Source organism: Paenibacillus sp. JT22N7, assembly GCF_059383875.1.
Genome location: NZ_JBXENY010000006.1, coordinates 368287 through 393074, shown reverse-complemented (window position 1 = coordinate 393074; position 24788 = coordinate 368287). Strand labels below are relative to the sequence as shown.

General features: G+C 43.6%; 23 protein-coding genes. 21 read left to right on the top strand and 2 right to left on the bottom strand.

Going from position 1 to position 24788, the window contains the following annotated elements:
• The first annotated feature begins 39 nt into the window (after positions 1–39).
• The 5 genes from AC50Y5_RS18670 (at position 40) to AC50Y5_RS18650 (ending at position 5333) form a co-directional block, all read left to right on the top strand.
• On the top strand, positions 40–1374 hold the full coding sequence (locus tag AC50Y5_RS18670; protein WP_056033218.1) for an ABC transporter substrate-binding protein: 1335 nt from the start codon (positions 40–42) through the stop codon (positions 1372–1374).
• A gap of 104 nt (positions 1375–1478) precedes the next feature.
• A complete protein-coding gene (locus tag AC50Y5_RS18665; protein ID WP_494862802.1) occupies positions 1479–2354 on the top strand; it encodes a carbohydrate ABC transporter permease in 876 nt (291 codons plus the stop codon).
• A 1-nt stretch (position 2355) separates the two neighbouring features.
• Positions 2356–3189 (top strand): carbohydrate ABC transporter permease, encoded by an 834-nt coding sequence (locus AC50Y5_RS18660; RefSeq protein WP_494862800.1) that lies wholly within the window; start codon positions 2356–2358, stop codon positions 3187–3189.
• A 14-nt stretch (positions 3190–3203) separates the two neighbouring features.
• Positions 3204–4292: a glycoside hydrolase family 172 protein gene (locus tag AC50Y5_RS18655; RefSeq protein ID WP_056033227.1), complete on the top strand. Its 1089-nt coding sequence runs from the start codon at positions 3204–3206 to the stop codon at positions 4290–4292.
• Positions 4293–4340: 48 nt separating this feature from the next.
• Positions 4341–5333, top strand: coding sequence for a LacI family DNA-binding transcriptional regulator (locus AC50Y5_RS18650; RefSeq protein ID WP_056033230.1), 993 nt, complete (start codon positions 4341–4343; stop codon positions 5331–5333).
• Positions 5334–5772: 439 nt separating this feature from the next.
• On the opposite strand, the gene AC50Y5_RS18645 is transcribed toward AC50Y5_RS18650, so the two are convergent.
• Complete coding sequence (locus AC50Y5_RS18645) at positions 5773–6126, bottom strand: winged helix-turn-helix transcriptional regulator (RefSeq protein WP_081418719.1); 354 nt, start codon at positions 6124–6126, stop codon at positions 5773–5775.
• A 191-nt stretch (positions 6127–6317) separates the two neighbouring features.
• On the opposite strand from AC50Y5_RS18645, the gene AC50Y5_RS18640 reads away from it, so the two are divergent.
• The 5 genes from AC50Y5_RS18640 to AC50Y5_RS18620 all read left to right on the top strand — a co-directional run bounded on the left by AC50Y5_RS18640 (position 6318) and on the right by AC50Y5_RS18620 (position 10901).
• A complete protein-coding gene (locus tag AC50Y5_RS18640) occupies positions 6318–7352 on the top strand; it encodes an LLM class flavin-dependent oxidoreductase (RefSeq protein WP_046232312.1) in 1035 nt (344 codons plus the stop codon).
• A gap of 26 nt (positions 7353–7378) precedes the next feature.
• A complete protein-coding gene (locus AC50Y5_RS18635; RefSeq protein WP_494862785.1) occupies positions 7379–8503 on the top strand; it encodes an NtaA/DmoA family FMN-dependent monooxygenase in 1125 nt (374 codons plus the stop codon).
• A gap of 122 nt (positions 8504–8625) precedes the next feature.
• The gene (locus AC50Y5_RS18630) at positions 8626–8769 is read left to right on the top strand and encodes an SDR family oxidoreductase (protein WP_235533108.1); all 144 of its coding nucleotides are present in this window, start codon (positions 8626–8628) and stop codon (positions 8767–8769) included.
• Positions 8770–9004: 235 nt separating this feature from the next.
• Positions 9005–9430, top strand: a complete 426-nt coding sequence (locus tag AC50Y5_RS18625) for a MarR family winged helix-turn-helix transcriptional regulator (RefSeq protein ID WP_046232314.1) — start codon at positions 9005–9007, stop codon at positions 9428–9430.
• 367 nt (positions 9431–9797) lie between these two features.
• Entirely contained in the window at positions 9798–10901 is a 1104-nt protein-coding gene (locus AC50Y5_RS18620) for a Gfo/Idh/MocA family protein (RefSeq protein ID WP_494862782.1), read from the top strand.
• Between the two features lie 21 nt (positions 10902–10922).
• On the opposite strand, the gene AC50Y5_RS18615 is transcribed toward AC50Y5_RS18620, so the two are convergent.
• Positions 10923–11468, bottom strand: a complete 546-nt coding sequence (locus AC50Y5_RS18615) for a TetR/AcrR family transcriptional regulator (protein ID WP_056033243.1) — start codon at positions 11466–11468, stop codon at positions 10923–10925.
• Between the two features lie 236 nt (positions 11469–11704).
• On the opposite strand from AC50Y5_RS18615, the gene AC50Y5_RS18610 reads away from it, so the two are divergent.
• The 11 genes from AC50Y5_RS18610 to AC50Y5_RS18560 all read left to right on the top strand — a co-directional run bounded on the left by AC50Y5_RS18610 (position 11705) and on the right by AC50Y5_RS18560 (position 24740).
• On the top strand, positions 11705–12466 hold the full coding sequence (locus tag AC50Y5_RS18610; RefSeq protein WP_494862780.1) for an SDR family oxidoreductase: 762 nt from the start codon (positions 11705–11707) through the stop codon (positions 12464–12466).
• Between the two features lie 698 nt (positions 12467–13164).
• Positions 13165–13542 (top strand): Gfo/Idh/MocA family oxidoreductase, encoded by a 378-nt coding sequence (locus tag AC50Y5_RS18605; RefSeq protein ID WP_494862905.1) that lies wholly within the window; start codon positions 13165–13167, stop codon positions 13540–13542.
• Between the two features lie 273 nt (positions 13543–13815).
• On the top strand, positions 13816–15162 hold the full coding sequence (locus AC50Y5_RS18600; RefSeq protein WP_494862778.1) for an NtaA/DmoA family FMN-dependent monooxygenase: 1347 nt from the start codon (positions 13816–13818) through the stop codon (positions 15160–15162).
• Positions 15163–15176: 14 nt separating this feature from the next.
• Positions 15177–15917: an oxygen-insensitive NADPH nitroreductase gene (gene nfsA / locus AC50Y5_RS18595; protein ID WP_494862776.1), complete on the top strand. Its 741-nt coding sequence runs from the start codon at positions 15177–15179 to the stop codon at positions 15915–15917.
• Between the two features lie 135 nt (positions 15918–16052).
• A complete protein-coding gene (locus AC50Y5_RS18590) occupies positions 16053–16478 on the top strand; it encodes a MarR family winged helix-turn-helix transcriptional regulator (RefSeq protein WP_494862774.1) in 426 nt (141 codons plus the stop codon).
• Between the two features lie 106 nt (positions 16479–16584).
• Entirely contained in the window at positions 16585–16821 is a 237-nt protein-coding gene (locus AC50Y5_RS18585) for a DUF896 domain-containing protein (RefSeq protein ID WP_056033260.1), read from the top strand.
• Positions 16822–17137: 316 nt separating this feature from the next.
• The gene (locus AC50Y5_RS18580) at positions 17138–17536 is read left to right on the top strand and encodes a MarR family winged helix-turn-helix transcriptional regulator (protein ID WP_494862772.1); all 399 of its coding nucleotides are present in this window, start codon (positions 17138–17140) and stop codon (positions 17534–17536) included.
• Between the two features lie 46 nt (positions 17537–17582).
• Positions 17583–18926, top strand: coding sequence for an SCP2 sterol-binding domain-containing protein (locus tag AC50Y5_RS18575; protein WP_494862770.1), 1344 nt, complete (start codon positions 17583–17585; stop codon positions 18924–18926).
• A gap of 338 nt (positions 18927–19264) precedes the next feature.
• A complete protein-coding gene (locus AC50Y5_RS18570; protein ID WP_494862768.1) occupies positions 19265–20047 on the top strand; it encodes an SDR family oxidoreductase in 783 nt (260 codons plus the stop codon).
• A gap of 488 nt (positions 20048–20535) precedes the next feature.
• A complete protein-coding gene (locus tag AC50Y5_RS18565; RefSeq protein ID WP_494862766.1) occupies positions 20536–21780 on the top strand; it encodes a glutamate-5-semialdehyde dehydrogenase in 1245 nt (414 codons plus the stop codon).
• Between the two features lie 461 nt (positions 21781–22241).
• A complete protein-coding gene (locus AC50Y5_RS18560) occupies positions 22242–24740 on the top strand; it encodes a GH39 family glycosyl hydrolase (RefSeq protein ID WP_494862764.1) in 2499 nt (832 codons plus the stop codon).
• The last annotated feature ends 48 nt before the right edge of the window (positions 24741–24788 follow it).

Genomic DNA, 24788 nt, shown 5'->3' with positions numbered 1-24788 from the left:
CGGCAATTATAGGGATTAATTTATTGGAGGGGTTTTAATATGACAAAAAAATTGTCAAAGGTTATCACTGGTCTTGCAGTTTTCTCCTTGGCAGCAACTGTTCTGGCAGGCTGCGGTAGCTCCGCAGACAACAATAGCTCAGATAATGCTGGTTCCTCGAATTCACCTAAGGAGCAAACGCTGACCTGGCTCTCGGCCAGACCGGAGAATGGGGCTATTGTTCAGACGGTTCGTGAGCTTGCTGACCGATTCGCCGCCGATCATCCGGGCTTTAAGCTGGATATTCAGGTAACAGCGGACAGACCTTCTTACCTGACCAAACTGAGAACGCTGGTTGCTTCAGGAAATATGCCGGACTTCATTGATAGTGATGCCGATCCTTTCGCTCAGGAACTTGTAAACGCAGGCTACCTGGTGGACATGGAGAAATTCCTGAAGGAGGAGGGAGTGTACGACCAGTTCTATGAGCCTGCGCTAAAATATCAGGAGTTGCCGGATGGAAGCCTGTATCTTCTGCCGATGGAATACCATATGGAAATGACATGGTATAACAAAAAAATATTTGCTGACAACAACCTTGAAGTGCCCAAAACCCTCGACGATCTGCTTGCGGTCAGCGATGCGCTTAAAGACAAGGGAATTACACCTATCGCTGTTGACGGCGTTGATGTATGGCCAGTATTGCGTTATGCGGCTATGTACCCGTTCCGGACCACAGGCAATCAGTTCATCCGGGATTTGAGTCAAGGCAAAGCCAAAATGTCCGATGCGACAGGCATGCAGGCGGCGAACTTTGCTTCTCAAATCGGAAAATACTTTCAGGATGGATTCGCTACCACCGATTATACGACAGCCAGAAATCTGTTTCTGAACGGCCAGGCTGCCATGTACAACATGGGAACTTGGGAAATACCATCCTTTGTGGAAGACAGCCTGCCGGAAGGACTCAAGGGCAATGTGGATTATTTCTATCTGCCAACCACCAGCAATGCGGTCACACCGAACAATGAATTTTTCGGCAACAGCGGCATCGGACTTGGAGCTTCCGCGAAAACATTCGATGGACTGCCTAAGGAATTCCTGAGCTATGTGCTGAAAAATTACAGTGATGTCTATGTGGCCAAACAACAAATGTCACCGCTAAAATTCACCATTGATGACGAGTCCAAATTCTCCGAACTGTTCCTGCGGATTAAAAAGGATATGGACAACTACGGCTCAGAGTTTGCCAAGCCTTGGGATACTCTGCTTGATCCGAACACCAACTCGGTGATGAGCGACCTGATTACCAAACTGACCATGGGCTTTATGACTCCAGAGGATTTTGCCAAGCAGATTGATGATGCCATTGCCAAGAATACAGCCAGCAAATAAGAATATTAGTTCTTCTTATACCATGATAATTCTCCGCCTGGACGATAGGCCGGGCGGAGATCTTTATCAACAGTAACGTGATTACAGAAGCGGGGTGACCCTATATGAATGTGCTTAAAGACAAAAAAGCATGGTTAATTTTTATATTGCCGGCTTTGATATTTTATTTAGGAACGGTCTTTGTCCCCATTATCCAGTCTCTTAAATACGGTTTTCAGCAATGGAATGGCATTCAGGAGCCGCGTTACATCGGCTTTGATAATTATATTGCAATGTTCAAAGATTCGTATTTCTGGAATGCTGTGCAAAACAATCTGGTATATGTGGTAATTGTGGTATTTATGCAAGTGTTTATCGGCTTGTTTTTTGCCCTGTTGCTCTCCTATGTTAACAAAGGTGCAGGAATCTTCAGAACACTGTATTACCTGCCAGCAGTTGTTGTAACCATAGCTATTGCGCAAATGTTCCGAAATTTTTATTCCCTTCAGCCTCTTGGTCTATTGAATATGTTTCTAGATTGGGTGGGCCTGAGCCATCTTCAGTCCGCCTGGCTCTCCAATCCCGATACTGCATTAATCGCTGTATCCATCCCTGAGGGATGGCGATTTATCGGGATGTATATGGTTATCTTTTATGCGGCGCTAATTGCAATTCCCAAAGAAATTGAAGAAGCGGCTAAGATTGACGGTGTAAACGGCTGGCAACTTATTCGTTATATTAAGCTTCCGAGCATCATGCATGTGCTAGGCCTATCTTTGATTATGTGTACTACAGGGGCTCTGAGGGGCTTCGATATTCCTTACATTATCGGTGTGCCAGGGTCTTCAACAGAGTTGGTTACCACCTATATGTATAAACAAGCGTTCTCCACCATCCAGTATGGATACGGAAGTTCGATTGCTGTGTTCATCGTTATCGAAAGTCTGCTTGCAGTATTGCTCATACGGGCTATTTTTAATTCAAGAAAAGGAGATGCCTGACATGTCCAAGAAGAAAAAGCTCTCCTATTCTCTTTTGTATATTCTGGTCATTGCGATTCTGCTGATTCAAATTTATCCGGTAGTCTGGCTGATGCTATCCAGCTTTAAGTCGAGCATCGAGTTGACTACACAGCCGTTTGCAATGCCTTCGTCCTGGTCGTTCGAAAACTATGCGAGTGTATTCCGGGAGAGCAGCCTGCTGCTATATATCAAGAACACCGCTATTGTGACGTTTACCTGTCTCGCACTGATTGTGTTTCTGAGCGCGACGGCAGGCTTTGCCCTTGTCAAAATGATCAACCGACTGAATTCGAAGCTGCTGTTGTTCTTCACGATAGGCATTATGATTCCGATTCAGGTTACGCTGATTCCTCTGTTTATTATGTACAAAGATTATGGTTTGCTCAATTCGTATGCGGCGCTGATCCTGCCTCAGGTTGGTTTTGCCTTGCCATTGTCTATTCTGATCTTCACCAGCTTCTACAGATATGTGCCGGGTGAACTCCTAGAGGCTGCAGTAATCGACGGATGCAACATTTTTCAGGTGTTTTTCCGAATTGTTTCGCCGCTTACGGTTAATACCACCATTACGGTGGCATCTATTAACTTTATTTTCATCTGGAATGATTTCGTGTTCTCTAATACGTTCACGAATGATAAGGCATACAAGACGATTGCCGTTGGGCTGCAGGAATTTATTGGTGCCTTTGGGGCTACAGACTGGGGCCAGACTTTTGCAGCAATCAGCATCAGCATTATTCCCATTATTGTTACGTACTTGTTCTTGAATAAATATGTGATGGCCGGTGTATCTGATGGCGCAGTTAAAGGATAAGGAGACGATTAACCATGCAATCCATGAATCAGCTGTTTGGTAGAATGAAAGGTAGGAGCAGAGCGATTACGGCGGAGAATCCACAGGGCCTCAAAGGGGAGGGCGGTAAAGCGGAAGGTCCCCTTGGCGTTGCCCGCAAAGGCAAAGCGTTCATCTCGCTCGCGCAGGGAGAAACCGCAACGCTTGTTGATATTGAAGGACCCGGAATCATTCAGCATATCTGGATGACCGTTACCGATAAGACCGAATCGGGCTGGTTCGTCCTGCGTGATCTTGTGCTGCGCATGTACTGGGACAATGAAGAACATCCATCCGTTGAAGTACCGCTGGGCGATTTCTTCTGCAATGGCTTTGGGGCACGTACGGTTGTCAATTCACTGCCGATTGTCGTTAATCCGGTCGGCGGTATGAACAGCTACTTTGCCATGCCCTTCCGCCAAGCTGCGAAAGTAACGATTACGAATGAGCATCCGCAGAGTATTGAGGCGTTTTTCTATCAATTCGACTATATGCTGGTTGATGAATTGGATGAGGATATCGAGTATTTTCACGCCCAATTTCGCAGAGAAAATCCTACTGTGCTGAGGCAGGATTACACCCTTATTGATGGAATTAAAGGAAGAGGCAAATTTATCGGTACCTATATGTCCTGGACTTCTCTATCCCGTTACTGGTATGGTGAAGGAGAAGTGAAATTCTATATCGACGGCGACCAAGATTGGCCGACGATTTGCGGTACCGGGGCCGAGGACTATTTCGGCGGTGCATGGGGGTTTGTAAAGTATGATAACGGAAACCCGGTACATGAGCAAACCTACTCGACTCCCTTTATGGGTTTTCCTTATTTTGAGACGAGAGACAATACACGGTCACATATTTATGATGGGGCGGCTTGCCCGATGCGGGGCTTCTATCGTTGGCATATCCTTGATCCAATACTGTTCGAAGAAGATCTGAGGGTGACCGTACAGCAAATTGGACATGATGGCCAAGCTTTATTTGAACGAAGTGACGATATTAGTTCGGTAAGCTACTGGTATCAGACTGAACCGCATCAGTCGTTCCCAGAATTTCCGGCAGTAATGGACAGGCGTCCGCGATAACTGCGGAGGTGCAGGCGTTGTCCAAGTAAATTCGCAGAGGTGCATCAAATGGCAAAAAAAAGAGTTACGGTAGTTCAGGTCGCCAAAGACGCGGGCGTATCGCCTGCAACGGTCTCTCATTTCATGAACGGCAATTTTCACCGGATGCGTCAGGAGACACGAGATAAAATAAGCGACTCGATCACCAAGCTCGGATATCAGGTAAATCCCGTTGCCAAAAGCCTGATTACCGGCAAAATGCATACCATCGGACTGGTTCTGTCAAACAGTACATACGATGGTTATTTTGAAGATTTGTATTTCTTGCATTTTGCCAAGGTGTTGAAGCAACAACTGAAGACTATGGGCTACAAGCTGATCCTCCTGGACTTTGATGAGATATTTATGAATATCCAAATGGTCGATGGAATTATCGTAAAGGCCACCTCGGAGACAGAAAAATTCATGCCCAGACTTATGGAACTCAACGTTCCGGTAATTACCATTGGCAGGCATAATCTATCCTACGGCGCCCATATTGTCCGAGTGAATGACTATCAATGCGGCCAAACGGGAGTGGACCATTTAATGTCTCAGGGATATCAGAAAATTATCATTCTGACCTATCCACATGGTGAGGTTCCTGGTTTCGACGATAGGTTGAATGGTGCTTCCCGCTCTCTTCAGGAGAAAGGGAATCTGACGACGGTCATTACAGGAGATATGACAGAAAGCTTCGGGTACGAAACTGTGATGCAGTTGGTCAAGAATGGCCAGCTACCGCAGGCGTTGTTCTGCCTCAATGATATCACTGCCATTGGGGTGTTGAAGGCTTGTAAGGATCTGAATCTGTCCATACCGGAGAAGCTTGCGGTATTGGGTGTGGATGATATGCCGACTGTATCCGAGTTGCTCAGTCTGTCCACGATCCGGCATCCGATTAACGATCTGGCTAAGAATGCCTCTGAGCTAATAATTCAATCTATTGAAACGAAGGGGGAATCTGCTCATCCTGTCGACAGGATGTTCCCCATTGAACTAATGGCAAGACTTACCAGTTGAGCAAGCATACCAGGAACACGCGAAGGTTAGAGAGGATACGGGCTGTCGAGAAATTTTCGGCAGCCTTTTTCTAAATAGTATGACTAGCGAAGCTAGGCACAACTAGCCGGTGAGAGTTCGGTCGAGGTAGGAGCTAAGTCACAAAGTGCACCGTGACGATATCATCTGGCAAGCATGTAGGCGAGTGAAAGCAAGGGGCGGAGCGGTGGTTTGGATGGGATAAGCATCACTTATATCGTCAAAGACGACTACGGGGAAGAAGGATTTGTAAACGAAGTCCAAAACAGTCTGAAAGTAGGGAAGTAACATTCCTTATCAGCAAGGAAGGAAATACCGAAGTCGGACGGCAAGATGCTCATGACTTTTTTGACGCTGCATTCCATTCGTTTATGGCCTAAATAAGTTTGCGTATACGCCTTAGTTTGGAACTCTATCGAGCTTAAGGTTTTTCACCGTATTCTTTACCGAAGTCCTCCATTTTTTCAAGGATCGGTAGTAATTTGTTTCCCTTGTCTGTTAACGAATACTCTACTCGCGGAGGAACTTCTGGATAAACATCACGTTTTATAACTCCATCGTTCTCCAACTCTTTAAGCTGCTTTGTGAGAGAGCCTTGTGATAAATCTCCAAGAAATTTTTTTATATCCGTGTAACGGCGTGTTTCTCCTTTTAGATACCATAATATAAAATATTTCCAACGTCCTGAAAGGACATTTTGAGTTAAGGCTATCGCATACATGTCTCTATTTTCATCCATAAATTCTTGCTCAAATCCTTCATTACAAACCTTCATTATTGTCACTCCCACTCTAAAGGTACAAAAAGTTGTACTAGGTTCATCTATATTGCCCTCTTTGCAAATGAACCTAATGACTTTATGATTATGTCATCAAACACAAGTAAACAGTTAGTAAGCTAAATGAAATTTCGAATTTATATTTAGTAAGCTAATTAAAATATAACACAGAAAGGAGTAATTGATAAGTGAATACAGCCAATAGACTAAAACTTTCGATTTTGGACTTTGTTCATATTTATAAAGGAACTGCGGCTACGAAAAGTCTTCAAGACATGACGGAAATGGTTCAATTCGCAGAACAGTGGGGATTCAACAGGTATTGGTTCACTGAACACCATAACACAACAACTTTGATGGGTACTTCACCAGACTTGCTGAGCCTGCATGCAGCAGCTCACACCAAAAGCATTCGAGTAGGTTCCGGGGGGATCATGTTGCCTAACCACAGCCCCTTGAAAGTGATGGAGAACTTTACTCTTCTCGAAGGATTATATCCAGGGCGTATTGACCTCGGGATTGGCAGGGCTTCGGGTACTGATGGCAGAACCATGTTGGCATTGTTAAGATCACGAGAATTAATGGAGGTTAATGATTTTCCTGAGCAATTAGATAACCTGCTTTCCTTTTTTGAACGTAACTTTAAAGAAAACCACCCGTTTAGTCACATCAATCCTCCTGGTGATAAATCAATGGTTCCAGATATGTTTATGTTGGGATCTAGCGAGGGTGGATTGCATTTTGCCTTGGAAAAAGGATTAGGGTTTGTATTTGCTGCTCATTTGGCCCCTCAACTAGCTATTCCCATGTTAAGAGCTTATCATTCGGGTTTTAAACCTTCGTCGTATTTAAGTGAACCCCAAAGTATGTTAACGACGATCGTTATTACAGCTGAGACGGAAGAAGAGGCTAAATATATAGCAGGACCGGCGGAGTTAATGTGGGCACAGATGAGTACAGGGACGAGAAATCTTACGTTTCCTACACCTGAAGAAGCCAAAAATCACACATACACTCCTCATGAAGAGCTGGCGAGGGAACGAAATAAAGAACGTTTTGTGATTGGAAGCGTTGGACAGGTTGCTGAGCAACTTCAACAAATTGCGAAAGCAAGTTTAGTGGATGAAATCATGATTGCAGACTTTTATCCTAATCAAGAAAGCCGAAAGAAAGGGCATGAATTATTGGCGAAGGAATTAAATTTATCGCAGGGGGAGCAATGAACTCGCGTAAAGGAGACCACCCAACAATGGAAAGAAGAAAACTTAAATTAGGTGGTATCATTGATGGCGTTGGTTGGAATCACACGGGTTGGCGCCACCCCGATATTCCTGCAGATGCCAGTGAAAATGTTGATTATTACGTTCAAAAAGCCATACAGCTTGAGCAGGGTAAGTTTGATCTCATTTTTTTAGCTGACGTCAGCCATATTGGACCTGGCATGATACCACACTATCTAAGCATGTTTGAGGGCGTATCTATATTGTCTGCATTAAGTATGGTGACTCACTCCATTGGCTTGGCCGCAACAATAGCTACTTCGTATGCTGATCCATTTACGGTTGCCAGGCAGATAGCCTCGCTGGACAAGATTAGCAAAGGCCGAGCAGGATGGAATGCGATCACCTCCAATCCAGGAGGATTAGCCAATTACAGTCGGTCCCATTTAAGTAAAGCAGATCTTTATCCCATGAAAAAAGAGTTTTTAGAGATCGTTGAAGGCCTATGGGATTCGTACGAGGACGATGCTTTCATACGTGATAAAGGAAGCGGGATATTTTTTGATCCTAGTAAAATGCATCCGATAAATTACAGCGGGAATTACTTTTCAGTGGAGGGGCCATTAAATGTTAGTCGATCTCGACAAGGAAGACCGGTCGTCTTTCAAGCCGGCACCTCCTTGGACTTCATGAATGTAGCTGCAAAGCATGCCGAAGTCATCATGGCGCCAGATGATTTTGATTATCTTAAAGGATTCGTTTTTGAACTCAAAAAAAGAGTGCAAAATCAAGGACGTTCACCAAACGATCTACTGATTATGCCTTCACATAGCCCCATAGTTGGCGAAACGGAAAAAGAAGCATTAGAAAAGCTAAGGGAAATGGAATCATGGATGCCTAAAGGTTATCGCATGCCAAAACCTACATTGATGGGATCCGCTGAGAATGTTGCAGAAAAAATAGAACATTGGTATAGAGCAGGCGTTATGGATATATTGCTGATTAGACAAGACTATCCGGCAGGATTTGAGGATTTTATTCAATTAGTTGTACCTATTTTGCAAGATAAGGGCATATTCCGAAAGGAATATGAGGACAACACACTACGAGGTAATTTAGAACTGCCATACCCTGAAAACAGGTATAAGAAGTAATAAATTGTTAGAAAAGAGGAGAAATGAACCGGTCAAACGGAAAAATCAACGAGTGCAGAAGACATGGCTAATCGACTGATGTATCTTCCGAGAACGATTGGAATGAGGTAGTCAGAAAAATCGTGGAAATTTATGGGAAAGTTGATATTTTAGTCAACAATGCTGGAATTGCAGCTACGAAGTCCTACAAGGATACAACCATTGATTATTGGAACTTGGCACTAGATATCAATGCATTGCTATTCAAGCTTTATCCAAGGCTCTGAGCAAAGACCAAATTACAGAACGCGCGCAAGAAATACCCATCAAAAGATTAGGGCAGTCTCAAGAGGTTGCAAATCTAAAGTTAGTATATGAGGCCAGCTATAATCAAAGCCTCATATACTATCACTTTTATTTATGTTAATAAAATTTGAAGGAAGTTCATCATACGTTAATTTTCACATCCATCTCCCTCGATATAGCCAGCCCGCTAAATAAAATGAGAGTGAGGATGAATGAATGACAGATCAAGTGGATTGTGATATTCGTCAGTCGTTAGACCGAGTTTCCTCTCAAATGCGTCGACATTATAGCGACTCTCTAAGAGAACTAAACCTTTACGCGGGTCAAGATAATTTACTGTGTCGCTTGTGGTTAGATGATGGAATCACACAAATGCAACTCAGTGAACATCTAAAATGCGAACCTCCTACGGTAACCAATATGGTTAAATCATTAGAGCAAAATGGGTTTATAACCCGGAAACGTGATGAACAAGATGCAAGAGTCATGCGAATTTATCTCACCGACAAAGGAAAAGAATTAGAGGTTCCTGTTAAGATCAAATGGAAAGCACAACAGGAAAAATTGCTACAGGCCGTTACTATAGAAGAGCGTTTGAACCTTCGACAATTAATTCAGAAATTGGAGAGGAATTTATCATGAGCTCTCCATCTTCTTTATGTATGTAACAGGCTAAATATTTTTGATTTAATATCAGAATGAGCAAAGAGATTATTTGGAGTTGCTATTCCAATTGTGTAATTACCCAAAGAAGAGAGGTTACTTTTTGAAAACAATGGCTATAATCGGCGCTGGGCCCGGCCTAGGTTTCTCACTGGCCTAAACTTTTGGAAAACATGGTTTTCGCATCGCTCTGGTATCCAGAAGCCAGGACAAGCTTAATCAATACGCAGAACAGTTGAATGAGATGAACAGTAGAACATATCAAGATTTTTTCATAAGTGATTGATCTGATTAAGAACAGGATACAGCTGAATTAGTACATTTAAAAATAAGGGAGATGTTTTCATTGGATAAAAAAATTCGTACAGGAATCATAGGTGCTTCAATTAATAATGGTTGGGCGAGTGGTACACATATTCCAGCCATTGAGCATTTGGATGAGTTTGAGCTTACTGCAGTGGGGACAAGTAATATGGCGAGTGCGAAGAAGAGCGCAGAAGCTTTCCATGCAGATCACGGCTTTGATAACATGGAGGATCTGGCTCAACATCCTGATGTGGACATGGTCGTCGTCAGTATTAACGTCAAGGAACATTATAATGCGGTTAAAGCCATTGTGCCTGCTGGAAAACCGATCTATTGCGAATGGCCACTGGGATCAAATACGAATGAAGCACTTGAAATGCAAGAATGGGTAGCTTCCTCAAAATTGCCAAATGCGATTGGATTACAGGCCAGACAAGCCCCAGCCATTCAGTATGTGAAAGATTTATTGGCAGAAGGTTATGTTGGAAAAGTATTGTCTGCCAATCTAAAGATCTCCATTGATGGCATGGGTGGCGTGGGTGACAAGTCCAGTGCGTACTTGTTTGATCGGAAGATTGGAGGGAACTTGCTAACAATTGTAGGTGGACATAATCTGGATGCATTTACCTACATGCTCGGGGACTTTACCGAACTTTCTGCCCTTACAGCACAGCAGTTTCCTGAAGTCGAATTGGTGGATATTCAGAAAGTCATCAAGAAGACGACAGATGATCAAATACTGATTACTGGAAAATTAACGAGTGGTGCCGCGGCCAGTGTTCATATTCAAGGAGGAGTCAAACATCAAACAGGACTAACACTTGAAATTTTTGGAGATAAGGGCACAATCGTGCTGAGTGCGCCTGCATCCATTCAATTCGGATCACACCAATTACGCGGTGCAGGACCTACTGATAACGAGCTTCGTGAACTAACCATTCCGGATTCCTATTACTGGGCCCCGCAATCTCTAAAGAATGACTCAGGGTTTGTTCTGAATATGGCTCAAGCTTATCGTAAGTTCGCCCAAGATATTCAAGAGGGAACATCCTTAGCTCCTACTTTCGCGGATGCGGTGAAGCTTCATCAGTTACTTGATGCCGTTGAAAAATCAGCACAGACCGGTGAACGTCAATACTTTTAATGCTTAGTTCGATGTTTTCGATTAGTCAATTTGTATCATTTGAACAATATGCTCAGCTATACTTTGTTCTGTTAGTTTAGTTTGTTCAGCAGTATGCAGAGTAACTGCTTCATTAATCATGTTGGCATAGATTTGTACGTACAAAGTACGTTCATCAGAGTATATTTCCTGCATACAAAGATTCAAATAATGCTTTAGTGCAATGACTAATTTTGAAGAGAGTAGAGGAATAATTTTGTTATAGTTCCGGCGACATTTCTTTTTGACTTGTTGATGATACTCAAATGCTGCGAATACTAATTGCATCATATTGTCTTTTGTAAATGTACACACACCATTAGTATGTTGTTGAATAAGTTCTTCCGCTGATTTTCGGATAATCTCATTCAACAATTCATATTTATCTTGGAAATGAGCATAAAAAGTTGCTCTATTGATTTGGGCCCGTTCCGTTAAATTTTGTATTGTTATTTTATCAAAATCTTTTTCTTCCATCAGTTCAAAAAGTGACTCAAAAATGGATTCTCTTGTTCGAGTTGTACGAATATTTCTTACTTTAAGTCCCATGGATATAGCTCCTTTTTTAAAACCAACAAATGGCTCGCATTGTTGGTTGTTCCTCAATGATGTTCCGGATACAATTGAACTACTAAAGCAACTATTGTTGTAATAGTATAATACTAAGAAGGTGGTTAGTCCATTCAGAAACTTTAAAGTGCAAGGTTAATTGTAAGTACAGATTTCATCTAACAATGTAATAAAATTTCAAAGTAATTAAAAATCAAATATTGGAGGAATTTTAAATGAAACTTACAGGAAACACGATCTTCATTACAGGTGGCGGTTCAGGAATTGGACGTGCATTGGCAGAAGCTTTACACAACCTTGGAAACAAAGTAATCATCTCAGGTAGAAGAAAAGAGCGTCTGGAGGAAGTAATAAGTGCTAATCCCGGAATGTCTTCAGTTGAACTGGACATACAGGATCTTTCCAGTATTGAGGCAACCGCTAAGCAACTTATTCGGGACTTCCCTGATTTGAATGTCTTATTTAATAACGCTGGCATCATGCTTTTCGATGAGGCTGCGGGTGTGATTAATGAAGAGGTTCTGGTTTCAACGGTCTCAACAAACTTGCTTGGACCAATTCGAATGACGTCTTCATTAATCGAACATTTGAAGTCTAAAGAAGAAGCTGTGATCATTAATACGACTTCTGCGGTCGGGTTTGTTCCGTACGCAGCGACTGCGGTGTATTCGGCGACCAAAGCAGCGCTCCATTCCTATACCTTATCACAACGTTATTTGTTTAAAGATACAACAGTAAAAGTATTAGAAATCATACCACCTGGGGTTCAAACGGAACTCATGACAGATCTTAGTGACAGTCCGCATGCGATGCCACTTGAAGCATTCATTGAAGAAACAATAAGATTACTCGGTACGGATGCTGAAGAGGTTCTAGTGGAACAAGCGAAAATGATTCGTGATAATCAAGGCCCGAATGAAGGAGCTTTTGTAATGCAACTTAACGATATGGCGACCAAAGCAGCAACAGACCATTAATTTCATCCTTCTATGACTGTCGGTTTCATTGTTACCAAGCTATGCCTCAATTAAAGCTGATAGCAAATAAAAATTATCGTTGGGAGAGAGTCAATATGCTGATCAGCAATAATTATCAAAAGACTCCACAGGCACTTAATGTCGGGCTTTGGTGCAAGAACGGCTTCTCTTGAAGTCGTTGATCCGTTTGAGCTTGATGGTAAACGTACTTTTTCGTTACAAGTTCTTGTCCCGAGCCAAGGGCAAGAACTTGTAACGATTATCGATTAGTCATCTATCTACTTAATTTCTGCTCGCCAATTTAACTTAATATGATATGTAGCAATCCAGACATTGTGTGTAATCAGAACTTATCAAACTAGAAATCTCTACCAGTAAATAAACTGATAGAGTAAAATGTCTCTTATTATCATAATTTAGAGTTAGTCAGAACCAAATGTAGAAGTTGCAGAATAAATAACAGTATCGGTTGCCAATGTTCCTCTTACAACGGTAATAGTAATTCCTACAAGGGCTAAGGGGAGTTGTACAGAAACAGTTCCCTTAAATTGAACTCTGAGATTTGTGCCTGCGCCTGCAGTTTGCAGACCGATTTGACCAAAGAGTTGAGGGGGATTAAGGACAGTAATTGGAATAGTAATTGAGTTGGCCAGAGGCTGGTACGACCTATACGAGCGTAGAATACAAGCAGAAGAGACATTCCCTATGGATATCATGCAGTTATTGAGCTAATTCATCAAACAGGACTAACACTTGAAATTTTTGGAGATAAGGGCACAATCGTGCTGAGTGCGCCTGCATCCATTCAATTCGGATCACACCAATTACGTGGTGCAGGACCTACTGATAACGAGCTTCGTGAACTAACCATTCCGGATTCCTATTACTGGGCCCCGCAATCTCTAAAGAATGACTCAGGGTTTGTTCTGAATATGGCTCAAGCTTATCGTAAGTTCGCCCAAGATATTCAAGAGGGAACATCCTTAGCTCCTACTTTCGCGGATGCGGTGAAACTTCATCAGTTACTGGATGCTATCGAAAAATCAGCACAGACCGGTGAACGCCAATACTTTTAATGTTTAAAAACTCGAATCCGCAGCGAACAAGCAAGCACATTGCAGCTGCGGATTTTTTACCGTTTGCAAACACTCCTAATCTAAAGGTACAAAAAGTTGTACTATGTTCATTCAAATTGCCCTCTTTGCAGATGTAACAAATAAATTTATGATGGTGTCAATGTCACTGAACAGAACAAAATCATTTAATATTTATTTAGCAGGCTAATTATTATGGCGCTACAAAAGGGTGATTCCACTCTTGGCCCATCCGTAATGAAGGAGAAGAACGTTATGGAAAAAAGAAGTAAGATGCAACTGGCACTACAGATGGTTTCTGGATATGGTGCTGAATTCAGCGCATGGAGGATGCCTGGCACGGACCCTGCAGCTTACACCAATATGGATAGTTATGTGGAGCGGGCTAAATTAGCTGAACAAGGAAAATTTCAAATGATCTTCATTGCCGATACTCCCGTATTATCCAACAACTTAGGTTCTCAGACGCCTATGTTCCCTATGGATCCTATGTTGGCACTGATGGCTGTAGCAAGAGAGACGAAACACATTGGGCTTGTTGCTACTCTCTCTACGACATTTAATTACCCATACAACATCGCACGTCAGTTCAAAGCACTGGATGTAATCAGTCATGGACGTGTGGGATGGAATGCGGTTACCACATCCGACCCCTTAGCGGCAGCAAATTTCGGTGCCCGGGTTACCGAACGCAAAGAACGATATGACAAGGCACATGAGAGCATACAAATTGTTCAGGCCTTGTGGGGGAGTTGGGAATCAGACGCATGGACGTTAGATGTAGAAGGAGGGAAATTTGCCGATATGGACAAAATCCAGCCTATAAACCTTCAGGGTCAATATTATGCATCTCGTGGTCCTCTGCCCATTCCCCCTTCCGAGCAAGGACAGCCTGTTATTTTCCAGGCAGGTGGAGGAAGAGAAGGACTAGAATTGGCGGGGAAATATGCTTCGGGTGTCTACGCCAATCCTTATGATATAGCGTCTGCTCGTGAACACAGACAAGCAATCCGACAAAGTGCTGTCCGTTTCGGTCGAAACCCTGATGATATCAAGATGTTTGCAGGTTTTATGTTTTCTCTGGCTTCAACGGAAGAAGAAGCTCTGAATCGTCGGAAACAGCTTATGAACTTCAATCCCCAGGAAATCCCCAATAGGGTAAGTTATCTCGGTTCCATGATTGGTGTACCCTTATCGGTAAACTTGGTTGATATCGATAAGCCAATACCGGCTGACTTGTTGAAAAATGCATATGCCAACCCAAGGGACCCACGTTCTCCAATAGCCTTGAAATTGTTGTTGCAAGGTCTATCCGTTCGGGATGTTCTCGCTCACGGGGTAATCAACTATCATCCCGTCGTTGCAGGCACACCCACACAGGTTGCTGACTTTTTAGAAGAATGGTTTTTGGCTGAAGCATGTGACGGATTCTCAGTCGTACCCGATGTATCTTTTGATGGTGTTGCGGATTTTGTAAATCAGGTTATACCCATCTTGCAGGAGCGTGGTTTGTTCCATAAGGAATATGAAGGAAAAACACTACGCGAGAATATGAGCATTCCTTACGAATATGGAATGCGGGAATATGGAATAAACGAATAGAGGAGAGAATTTTAATGAATCATACACTTCAATTGCTTCATAACCATACATCATTTCGTTCTTACACATCTCAACCCCTAACTCAGGAACAAATCGATGCGATCTTTCAGGCAGCGAATCAAACTTCATCGTTCAGTCTCCTGCAGGCCGTGTCCATTATTCGAATCACCGATCCGATTCTTCGAAAAAAAGTCAGACACCTTTCTGTCAATCAACCTTATGTTGAAGAAGCGGCTGAGTTTTGGATTTTCTGTGCAGATTTCAACCGGAATCATCAAATTGCTCCGGAAGTGGATATCGAATATATTGAATTTCTGTTAATCGGTTCATTCGACGCCGGACTGGTAGCACAAAATGCGTTGACTGCTGCCGAATCCATGGGGCTAGGCGGGGTATATATTGGTGGGATCAGAGCAAATATTAACGAACTATCTGACGTATTGGGTTTACCGAAGTATGTGATTCCTTTAGTGGGGCTATGCATCGGTCATCCAGCTGAAAAAAAGCCTGAGCTGAAACCTCGGCTGCCTCAATCCATGGTTTTACTTGAAAATCAGTATCAATCTCTTGATCAAGAAAAATTAGCTATCTATGATGAAACCATGTTGAAGTATTATGAAAATCGTCCGACGAGAGCCCCTTTCACCGTGAAAAAAGTAAAAGGATGGAGTGACCACATCCAAGATCATCTCCAGAGAAGTATTCAGCCTCAAATGATGGAGTATTTGAACAAACAAGGATTTGCCAAAAAATAAGTTTCGAACAAAGTCCTTTTGAACCTTAGAGCTGCCCCCCAATAGGCGGTAGCTCTAAGGTAAATTGACACCTGTAGTTCACCGTGATACATTTAGTCTGCTAAATATCAATTGGATGACTCGGAGGGATAGTTCATGACAGATGCAGTAGATTGTGATATTCGACAGTCGTTGGATAGGATTTCCTTCCAAATGCGTCGAAATTATAGTGAATCTCTTAGGGAACTTAATCTCTATGTAGGACAAGATAATTTGTTGTATCGTCTGTGGTTGGGTGATGGGGTAACACAGATGCAACTATGTGAACACTTGAAGTGCGAACCGCCTACGGTAACGAACATGGTTAAATCACTGGAGCAGAACGGATTTATATATCGTAAACGTGATGTACAAGATGCAAGAATCATGCGTATTTTTCTAACGGACAAAGGAAAAGAATTAGAAATACCGGTTGAGATGAAATGGAGGGAGCAGCAGGAGAAATTGCTTCAATTCATTTCTACGGAAGATCGGTTGATATTAAGAAAACTAATGCAACAAATGGAGAGGAATATAGTATGACTCTCTATTTCTTCGATATATACTTAGCTTGCTAAATATGTATGATCAAATTTGCTAAGTTTAATCAAGCTTGGTTCCACAAATAAAAACAGAGGAGCGTGTGAACATGCTTATCCCATATCTGGACAGAATTAATGAATTAAGCAGGAAACAAAGTAATAGTGGTCTGACCGACCAGGAGAGATCAGAACAGAAGGAGCTTCGGCAAAATTACTTGAAAATGATTCGAGGGCAAGTTCAAACAACGATGCTTGCGGTATCCGTGGTAGATTCTAAAGGTAATGATGTCACCCCATCCAAATTGGTTGATGAAAAGAAAATCTTTTTCGATCAAAATCGCTAAATTAGCGGATTTTTTTTAGGAACCAAGTTCTTGTACGGAAATGAGGACAGGAACTTGGATATTACCAATCGGACCTGCAGTAGGTTTTTTTGTTTCGATAATGGGATTGTAGATAAAATGAAATGGAAATAAGAAGGCTTGTGCCCTCCAATGAAATTTCAGTTCTCTACTCTGCTTAAAAATGATCCGTCCAGGTTTAAGATGATTATCAAGATTGACATCGACACAATATGTGTATATACTCGCATTTATGAGAAAACATAATTCAACTTCAGATTTTTCAGGGACGACCAATTATATGTCAGAGTGCGCTTGCTTGAATTTAAGAAAAGCGTCCCGGTTCATTACCAGTGTATATGATGAATATTTAAGACCAGTCGGGCTTCGGGCAACCCAATTGTCTGTCCTTATGGCACTTGAACAGGCCGGGTCTGTCACCATTACATCTCTCTCCGAAATACTTCTGATGGATAGGACCACATTGCCACGGGATCTCAAGCCGCTTGAGAGACAGGGGTGGGTTTCGATCACGGAAGGGGAGGATCGCAGGAAACGATTTATTGCTCTGACACCCGATGGACAGGACCTTCTTAAGCGTACGCTGCCGTTATGGGAACAGGCGCAAACCCGTATTCGAGACTATATGGGTGAGGACCCTTACAAAGCTTTGCTTGGTCAATTATCTGATGTCGTTAAGCTGAACAAGCGAGATTAATTTTTTTCGTCAAATAGGTGTATATACACGTAATTAGAAAGGATAGATGAAAGTGGCCGATATGAAAAAACATCCCACAGTTGTGCGTTACTACGAGTCCTCAGCGCAATCCGCCACTCTTGACAACGAAACGCTTGATTATGAGTGGATACGTGAATTGTGTCTTAAGGCCGGAGCTGACGATGTCGGTGTTATATCCATTGAACGCTCCGAATTGGATGATCAGCGTAATGACATTCTGTCCGCATTTCCGCATGCTAAGACGATGATCAGTTTCGTTGCCAAAATGAATCGAGAACCGATCCGCACACCGGCACGATCCCTTGCCAATATTGAATTTCATCATACCGGCGATAAGGTAGCGGAGACAGCCCATCACATCGTGTCCGCATTGGAAGCGCGAGGGATACGGGCATTAAATTCAGTTATGGGTTTCCCGATGGAGATGGATAAGTTTCCCGGCAAGACCTGGGTCGTTTCTCTTAAGCCTGTTGCCGTTGCGGCAGGGTTAGGCCATATGGGCATCCATCGCAACGTGATTCATCCGAAATTCGGAAACTTTATTCTGCTTGGCGCCGTTATGATCGATGCCCGGGTCAACAAGGAAGACCGACCGATTGACTACAACCCGTGTCTGGAATGCAAGCTTTGCGTATCTGCCTGCCCTGTGGGCGCAATCGGTGCGGACGGACAATTTAATTTTTCTTCATGCGCTACGCACAATTATCGTGAGTTTATGGGCGGTTTTAGCGACTTTGTGGAAACGATCGTGGACAGTAAGAACTTCAAAGAGTATCGGAATGAAGTACCGATAACCGAAACGACTTCCTGGTGGCAAAGTTTGAGTTTCGGGGCTAACTATAAAGCGGCTTATTGCTTATCGGTTTGTCCGGCGGGCGATGATGTGATTGGGCCGTTTCTGAAAGACCGTAAAGGGTTCTTGAATGATATATTAAAGCCGTTGCAGGCCAAAGAGGAGACGATCTATGTAACCCCGGGCTCCGATGCGGAAGCGTATGTCATGAAACGTTTTCCCCATAAAACGGTAAAGCGCGTCGGGAATGGACTCAGGCCGAACACGATCCGCCTATTGATCACCCTGATGCCTCATGCATTCCAGCCGAAGCAGGCAACAGGTTTAAACAGCACCTATCATTTTACATTCACTGGAGATGAAAGGAGACAAACGACATTCGACATTCGTGACAATAAGCTCCAGATTCGGGACGGTTTTCACGGCAAGCCGGATATTCGGATTACGGTGGATAGCAGAACGTGGCTTAAGATCGTGGGGAAGGAAAAAAATGTGGCTGCGGCATTGCTGACAAGAAAACTGCGAATCAAAGGGAATCCCAAATTGTTGATGAACTTTGAGAAATGCTTTGCTTAATGGCAGTGTGTATACACTATTGTGCGTAGGGGGTTGAACCCGATGCATAATTGGAGAAACACGGCAATCATTGGTGGTTCAATGAGCGCATGAAAAAACATTCAAAACCGAAGGCGGCGATCGATATGATTTAAGTTGAAGGTTGTCGATCGACGCTTTGAACAACGCCTGGCACATACGTTCGAGCGGATCAAGCAAACGGAAGCTTTCATTATGAATGGATGGAAACGAACGAAGTAAAGCATGTTCGATGAGATTCTCAGTTTTGGCAATAAGCTTGCACAATAAAGCATGCAAAGCCACTATATAAATCATTCAAAGAGAAAGGATTGATTTTTATGAAAATGGATTCCAACACAATTCTTATAACGGGTGGAACATCCGGGATTGGATTCGAGCTTGCTACTCAGCTCATTCAGCTTGGGAACACCGTAATTATTACCGGGCGGGATCAGTCCAAGCTGGATCTAGCAAAAAAGAAACTTCCATTCATTTACACATTTCAGTGTGATGTAAGCAATCCGAAGGCCATTTCCGACCTTTTTGAAAAAGTAACCAGTCAATTTCCAGAACTGAATTTTCTGATCAATAACGCTGGGGTTATGCGTAAATTGAACTTTCATACCAAAGAGGTTGACTTAGAGGATATTAGTAGCGAGATTGAAATTAACCTCAGCGGTTCGATCCGCATGGTGAACCAATTCTTATCGCATTTAAAGGCGAAGAAATCCTCTGCGATTATGAATGTCTCATCCGCACTTGCATTTGTTCCTTATCCAGTATTCCCGGTATATTGTGCGACGAAAGCCGGTATTCACTCATTTACACAATCACTGCGAATGCAGCTAAAAAATACTAATATTAAAGTGTTTGAATCGGCGCCTCCAACTATTCAGACCCCTTTAATTAAAGCTCTTGAAGGTTACGAGATCAAAGGCGTAAAGCCAATGGAGGCCGATAAACTGGTTAGGTACGCAATCAAGGGTTTGGAAAAGGATCGCTTTGAAATCCTACCGGGCCAGAGCAGTGCGCTGAAGTTCATGAGTCGTGTTGCACCTCAGTTTATTTTAAATCAGATGAGCAAACCCGTTGATAAAATGCTGGCTCAAACCAAGAGTTAAATATACGGAACAGTGGTTGGCGGATCGTTTCGCCAAGGGCGGAAATGATTTGGTGCTGGTGGCGCGTATCTTTATTCGCCATGTGTATCCGGAGACGCTCTGCGTATCGAGTATGAGCTGACAGAAAAGGGAAAGGGAATGGAAGCGACGATACGGGAGCTGCACAAAAGAGTAGATTGTTTCGGCTGAACATATAATAATTTTATAAATCCGCCGTCAGGAAATTTGCTGAAAATGATGGTAATGACCTTCAGAGGTGATGATCAATTCTTTACTGAACATTCCAACATGGCGAGAACTTCCACTTATAAGGAAAAACTTCATCGAACAGTAAAATTAACGATGAAAATATTACAAAGATAATGATTTTATTTTTTTGTTTTTAGTAGAATGAACGTTCCTGTATGCACAGATTTCTCATTCATCTATTGAAACGATAGAATGAGCTTATTAACTTGCAGGAACAATATCCCAATTGGAGGTGCTCTATGTCTGAAGTGATTCTTAAAGCAACTCTGGCGCGGGGAGCGAATCCACTGCTTGCGAATGTATCCGCCAAACGCAAGAATGAGGCGCTTAATCGCATGGCCGACGCACTGCTGCGGAATACGATAAACATCATCGAGGCCAATGCGGCTGATCTGGCGCGAGGCGGCGAAAAACTTAGCGCATCCCTGCTCGACCGTCTCACGCTGAATGAGAAGAGGATCGAAGCGATGGCCGAAGGGCTACGACTAATCGCCGGGTTGCCGGATCCGATCGGCGAGACGCTGCAGGAATTTTCGCGCCCAAACGGGCTGCGCATCAAGAAGGTGCGTGTGCCGCTCGGAGTCATCGGCATTATTTATGAAGCCCGGCCAAACGTCACTGTCGACGCTGTCGGCCTTTGTTTTAAGACAGGAAATGCAGTCTTACTTCGTGGCGGCTCGGCGGCAATCAATACGAACAAAAGAATCGTGGAGATTTTGGTTGAAGTACTTGCCTCCTTTGGACTCCCTGCCGGTACCATTCAATTGATTGAAAACTCAGATCGTGCATCCATCGACGAAATGCTAAAGCTGAAAGGCTATATCGATGTGCTGATTCCGCGCGGAGGTGCTTCCCTGATTCAGAATGTCCTTAAGAACTCCAGCGTGCCCGTCATTGAAACAGGTACCGGCATTTGTCATACTTTTATCGACGACAGTGCCGAACCATCAATGGCTCGAGCCATCGCCCTCAACGCCAAGGTACAGCGGCCATCCGCATGCAATTCAATTGAGACTCTTCTTATTCATGAGGAATTTGCAGTCCGAGAACTGCCTGATCTTGCTACCGCGTTCCGCGAAGCGAACGTGGAGCTGCGAGGTGACCGCCGATCAATCGAACTCGTACCTGATATGTATCCCGCTTCTTCCGAAGACTGGGACACGGAGTATAATGACTATATTTTGAACGTACGTGTGGTCAGCGGACTTGAGGAAGCGCTCGCTCATATCCGTGCACATAGTACGAAGCATTCCGAATGCATCATAACCGAAGATGACCGGAACGCTTTACTTTTCTTGAATGAAGTCGACGCATCTGCCGTTTATCATAACGCTTCGACGAGGTTTACCGACGGTTTCGAGTTTGGCTTCGGCGCGGAGATCGGCATCAGCACTCAGAAGTTGCATGCCCGTGGTCCTTTGGGACTCCCAGAGCTTACTTCTCACAAGTACAAAATCACTGGCAGCGGGCAAATCCGGCCTTGAAGATATAATCATTGTCATTTCGCACGACAAGAATGATACAAGATTTCGATTATGTCTGATGAGTGACCATGGGAGGGAAGTTCTTGTGTCATATAACAGTTTAAGTATTCGTTTGGAATGAACCAGTTGTAATGGCTGTGCAGACGATAAAAGTAACGAGTAGCATTATGGGTTACAGTTTTGTTCTCAGAACTACCAGGAAAAGTTTGTTAAATGGTTAGGGCTGTTGACTAAATGGGTTGAGGACATTACCCTCAACCCATTTTTGTATTTATAGATTCTTGGCTTTATTTGAAATGCCAGTTCATCCCTTACGCTATCGGTTGGATCATACTAGAAATGGTGGTGAGTTCAGCATGTACTATCACCTAGGTGAGTTGCAAACTAAGGTATAAGTGACTTCATATTGTATCTTCCTCTCTTTCAGTACATACTATGTGTACGGAAAGGGAGGTCACCCCATGCGATACCTATACGAATTTATCAAACATCAGGATGACATGCCTATGCACTTGTTCGTGAATAGTGTTGCGCATGTTCCTTACCATTGGCACAAAGAAGTTGAGATCATTTATGTCCTGCAAGGAGCGGTAACGCTCCTGGTGGATCAGCAACAGTATGAGCTAGAACAAGACGATATTCTTGTAGTAAATAGCATGTCCGTACACAAGGTAGAACGCACCCAGCAAGACAATGTGCTTCTTACGCTACAATTCAGCCCTACATTATTGGAGGAAGAAACTTATATTGCCTGCAATTCTTCCCGTCAAACGGTGGAAGATCGGGGATACTATAACCAAATCCGTCGATATTTAGCCCAGCTTGTTTGGGAATCGACCAAAACTGCGCCAGGTTTTCGCAGCTTCTCGTTAGGTCTGTTGCATCAATTGACAGGGTATCTTACCCGAAAATTTTCCGCCGGCAAGAACGAAGCGCTGCAGACCGATGGCAAGCCGCAAGATTATACCCGACTTAACCGGGTTTTAAAATATATTGATGGTCATTATAGAGAGAAACTCACCCTTCAATCGATCGCCGATCAAGAGTATTTAAGCTTGCATTATTTCGCTCATTTTTTCAGCGGCAAAATCGGCATGCCATTTCAAAAATATTTGACGTCGGTTCGCCTGGAGAAGGCGGTGGCCGAGATGACGGAAGCAAGCAGCAAAAGCATAACCCAGATTGCCTTAGACTGCGGCTTCGCTAACGTCAAGTTGTTTAATAAGTACTTTAAGGAAAAGTACGATATGACGCCAACGTCTTTCAGGGAATCGCTGAAAACCGTTGTAACGCGTAATCGTGATCAATTGGCATCTCTTACCAAAGAGTCACCGAATAGCGATTACTATGTGATCGACACCATACAAGCGATGGAGACTTTATTCCGCTATCTAGAGGAGGATAAAGGAGACACCCATATATCTTCCTTGAAAAGATTGAATCAGGAACCCAGCCGTATTCATGTGGGGTCAAATGTTAACGTAGAACCTTGCGTAAAGCCATGGAAGCAAATCATTGGTGCCGGAAGGGCGCTTGAAGGACTACGTTCGGACTGGCAGGAGCAGTTTCGCGACCTGCAGCGAAACTTAAGATTTTCACACATTCGTTTCCACGGCATTTTCAATGACGAAATGATGGTGTATCAAGAGACCGAAGACGGGAACGCCATTTATAATTGGGCCTATATCGATGAGCTGTATGACTTTTTGCTGGAGTCTGGCATACGGCCATTTGTGGAGCTGAGCTTCATGCCGACTTTGCTTCGGCGCTCGGATGAGACGATATTTTGGTGGAAGGGGAATATTGCTCCTCCGGCTGATCAGAGCAAATGGGATGCCCTAGTCGGCAATTTTGTGCGTCACTGTTTGAATCGCTATGGGCGGGACGAGGTTGCAACGTGGTACTTTGAAGTATGGAACGAGCCTGACCTCACAGGTTTATGTTGGGCCGGAACGAAGGAAGAGTTTTTTAGCTTCTATAAGTCAACGGCCGATACCATTAAAGCGATTGCTCCGGAGCTTAAAGTAGGGGGACCCGCACTCGGTTACGGATCGATTTGGAATGATAGCTGGGCGGGGGATTTTATGGCCTTTTGTCAACAGGAAAGAGCACCGCTGGACTTTTTCTCTTTTCATGTCTATTCCGAGTATCCCAATAAGAAGGAAGAGGCGGAGAAGCTCACTACGATTATGCCGCCTTCCTTCTATATAGACACTATTCATCGTTTAATAGATCAGATCGGGACAGAAGCAAATGCATCGCTTGAGCTGTTTATTACCGAATGGAATTTTTCGCTTTATGATCGAAACTACCTCCACGATACCATGTTTATGGCGCCATTCGTTATTCATCATGCCTTGCACATCAGAGGACTGGTGGAGGGAATCGCTTATTGGTCTTTTACAGATGTATTCGAAGAAAGCCGCGTTCTGCCTTCCCTGTTTTACGGCGGATTCGGACTTATGAATCGGTTAGGGCTGAAAAAACCTAGCTATTATGCGCTTGAACTGCTGGGGAAGCTCGGCGATTGTGTAATGGCAGAAGGCGAGGGTTTTATCGTAACAGGCAACAGCGATGGCAGCATACAGGTGTTGATGTACAATTACGTGCACGTCGATCAGCTCTTTGCAAGCGGGGATTGGTCAGGCCTTACAGAAACGAGCCGGTATACAGTATTCGAAGAAAAAGGGGACAAGGCCTTCCAGGTTAGGCTGGAGGAGTTACAGGGGAGCTACAAAGTAACAAAGTATCAGCTGAACCGTGAGGAAGGCTCTGTGTATGACGAATGGATTCGGTTAGGCGCACCAGTTTACCTGAGCGTAGAGGAAGAAAGTTATTTGCGCAGCAGATGTGGCCCGACCATGAAGACATTTCATCTTCAGAATACAGAGCATTATGAGGATACCTGCATTCTCCCGCCTCACGGCGTGGTACTGATCACCTTGTCGAAACAATACTAAAGGATCTTTTTTGTGTACGATAGCACCCTTGCTCTTAGGCAGGGGTGT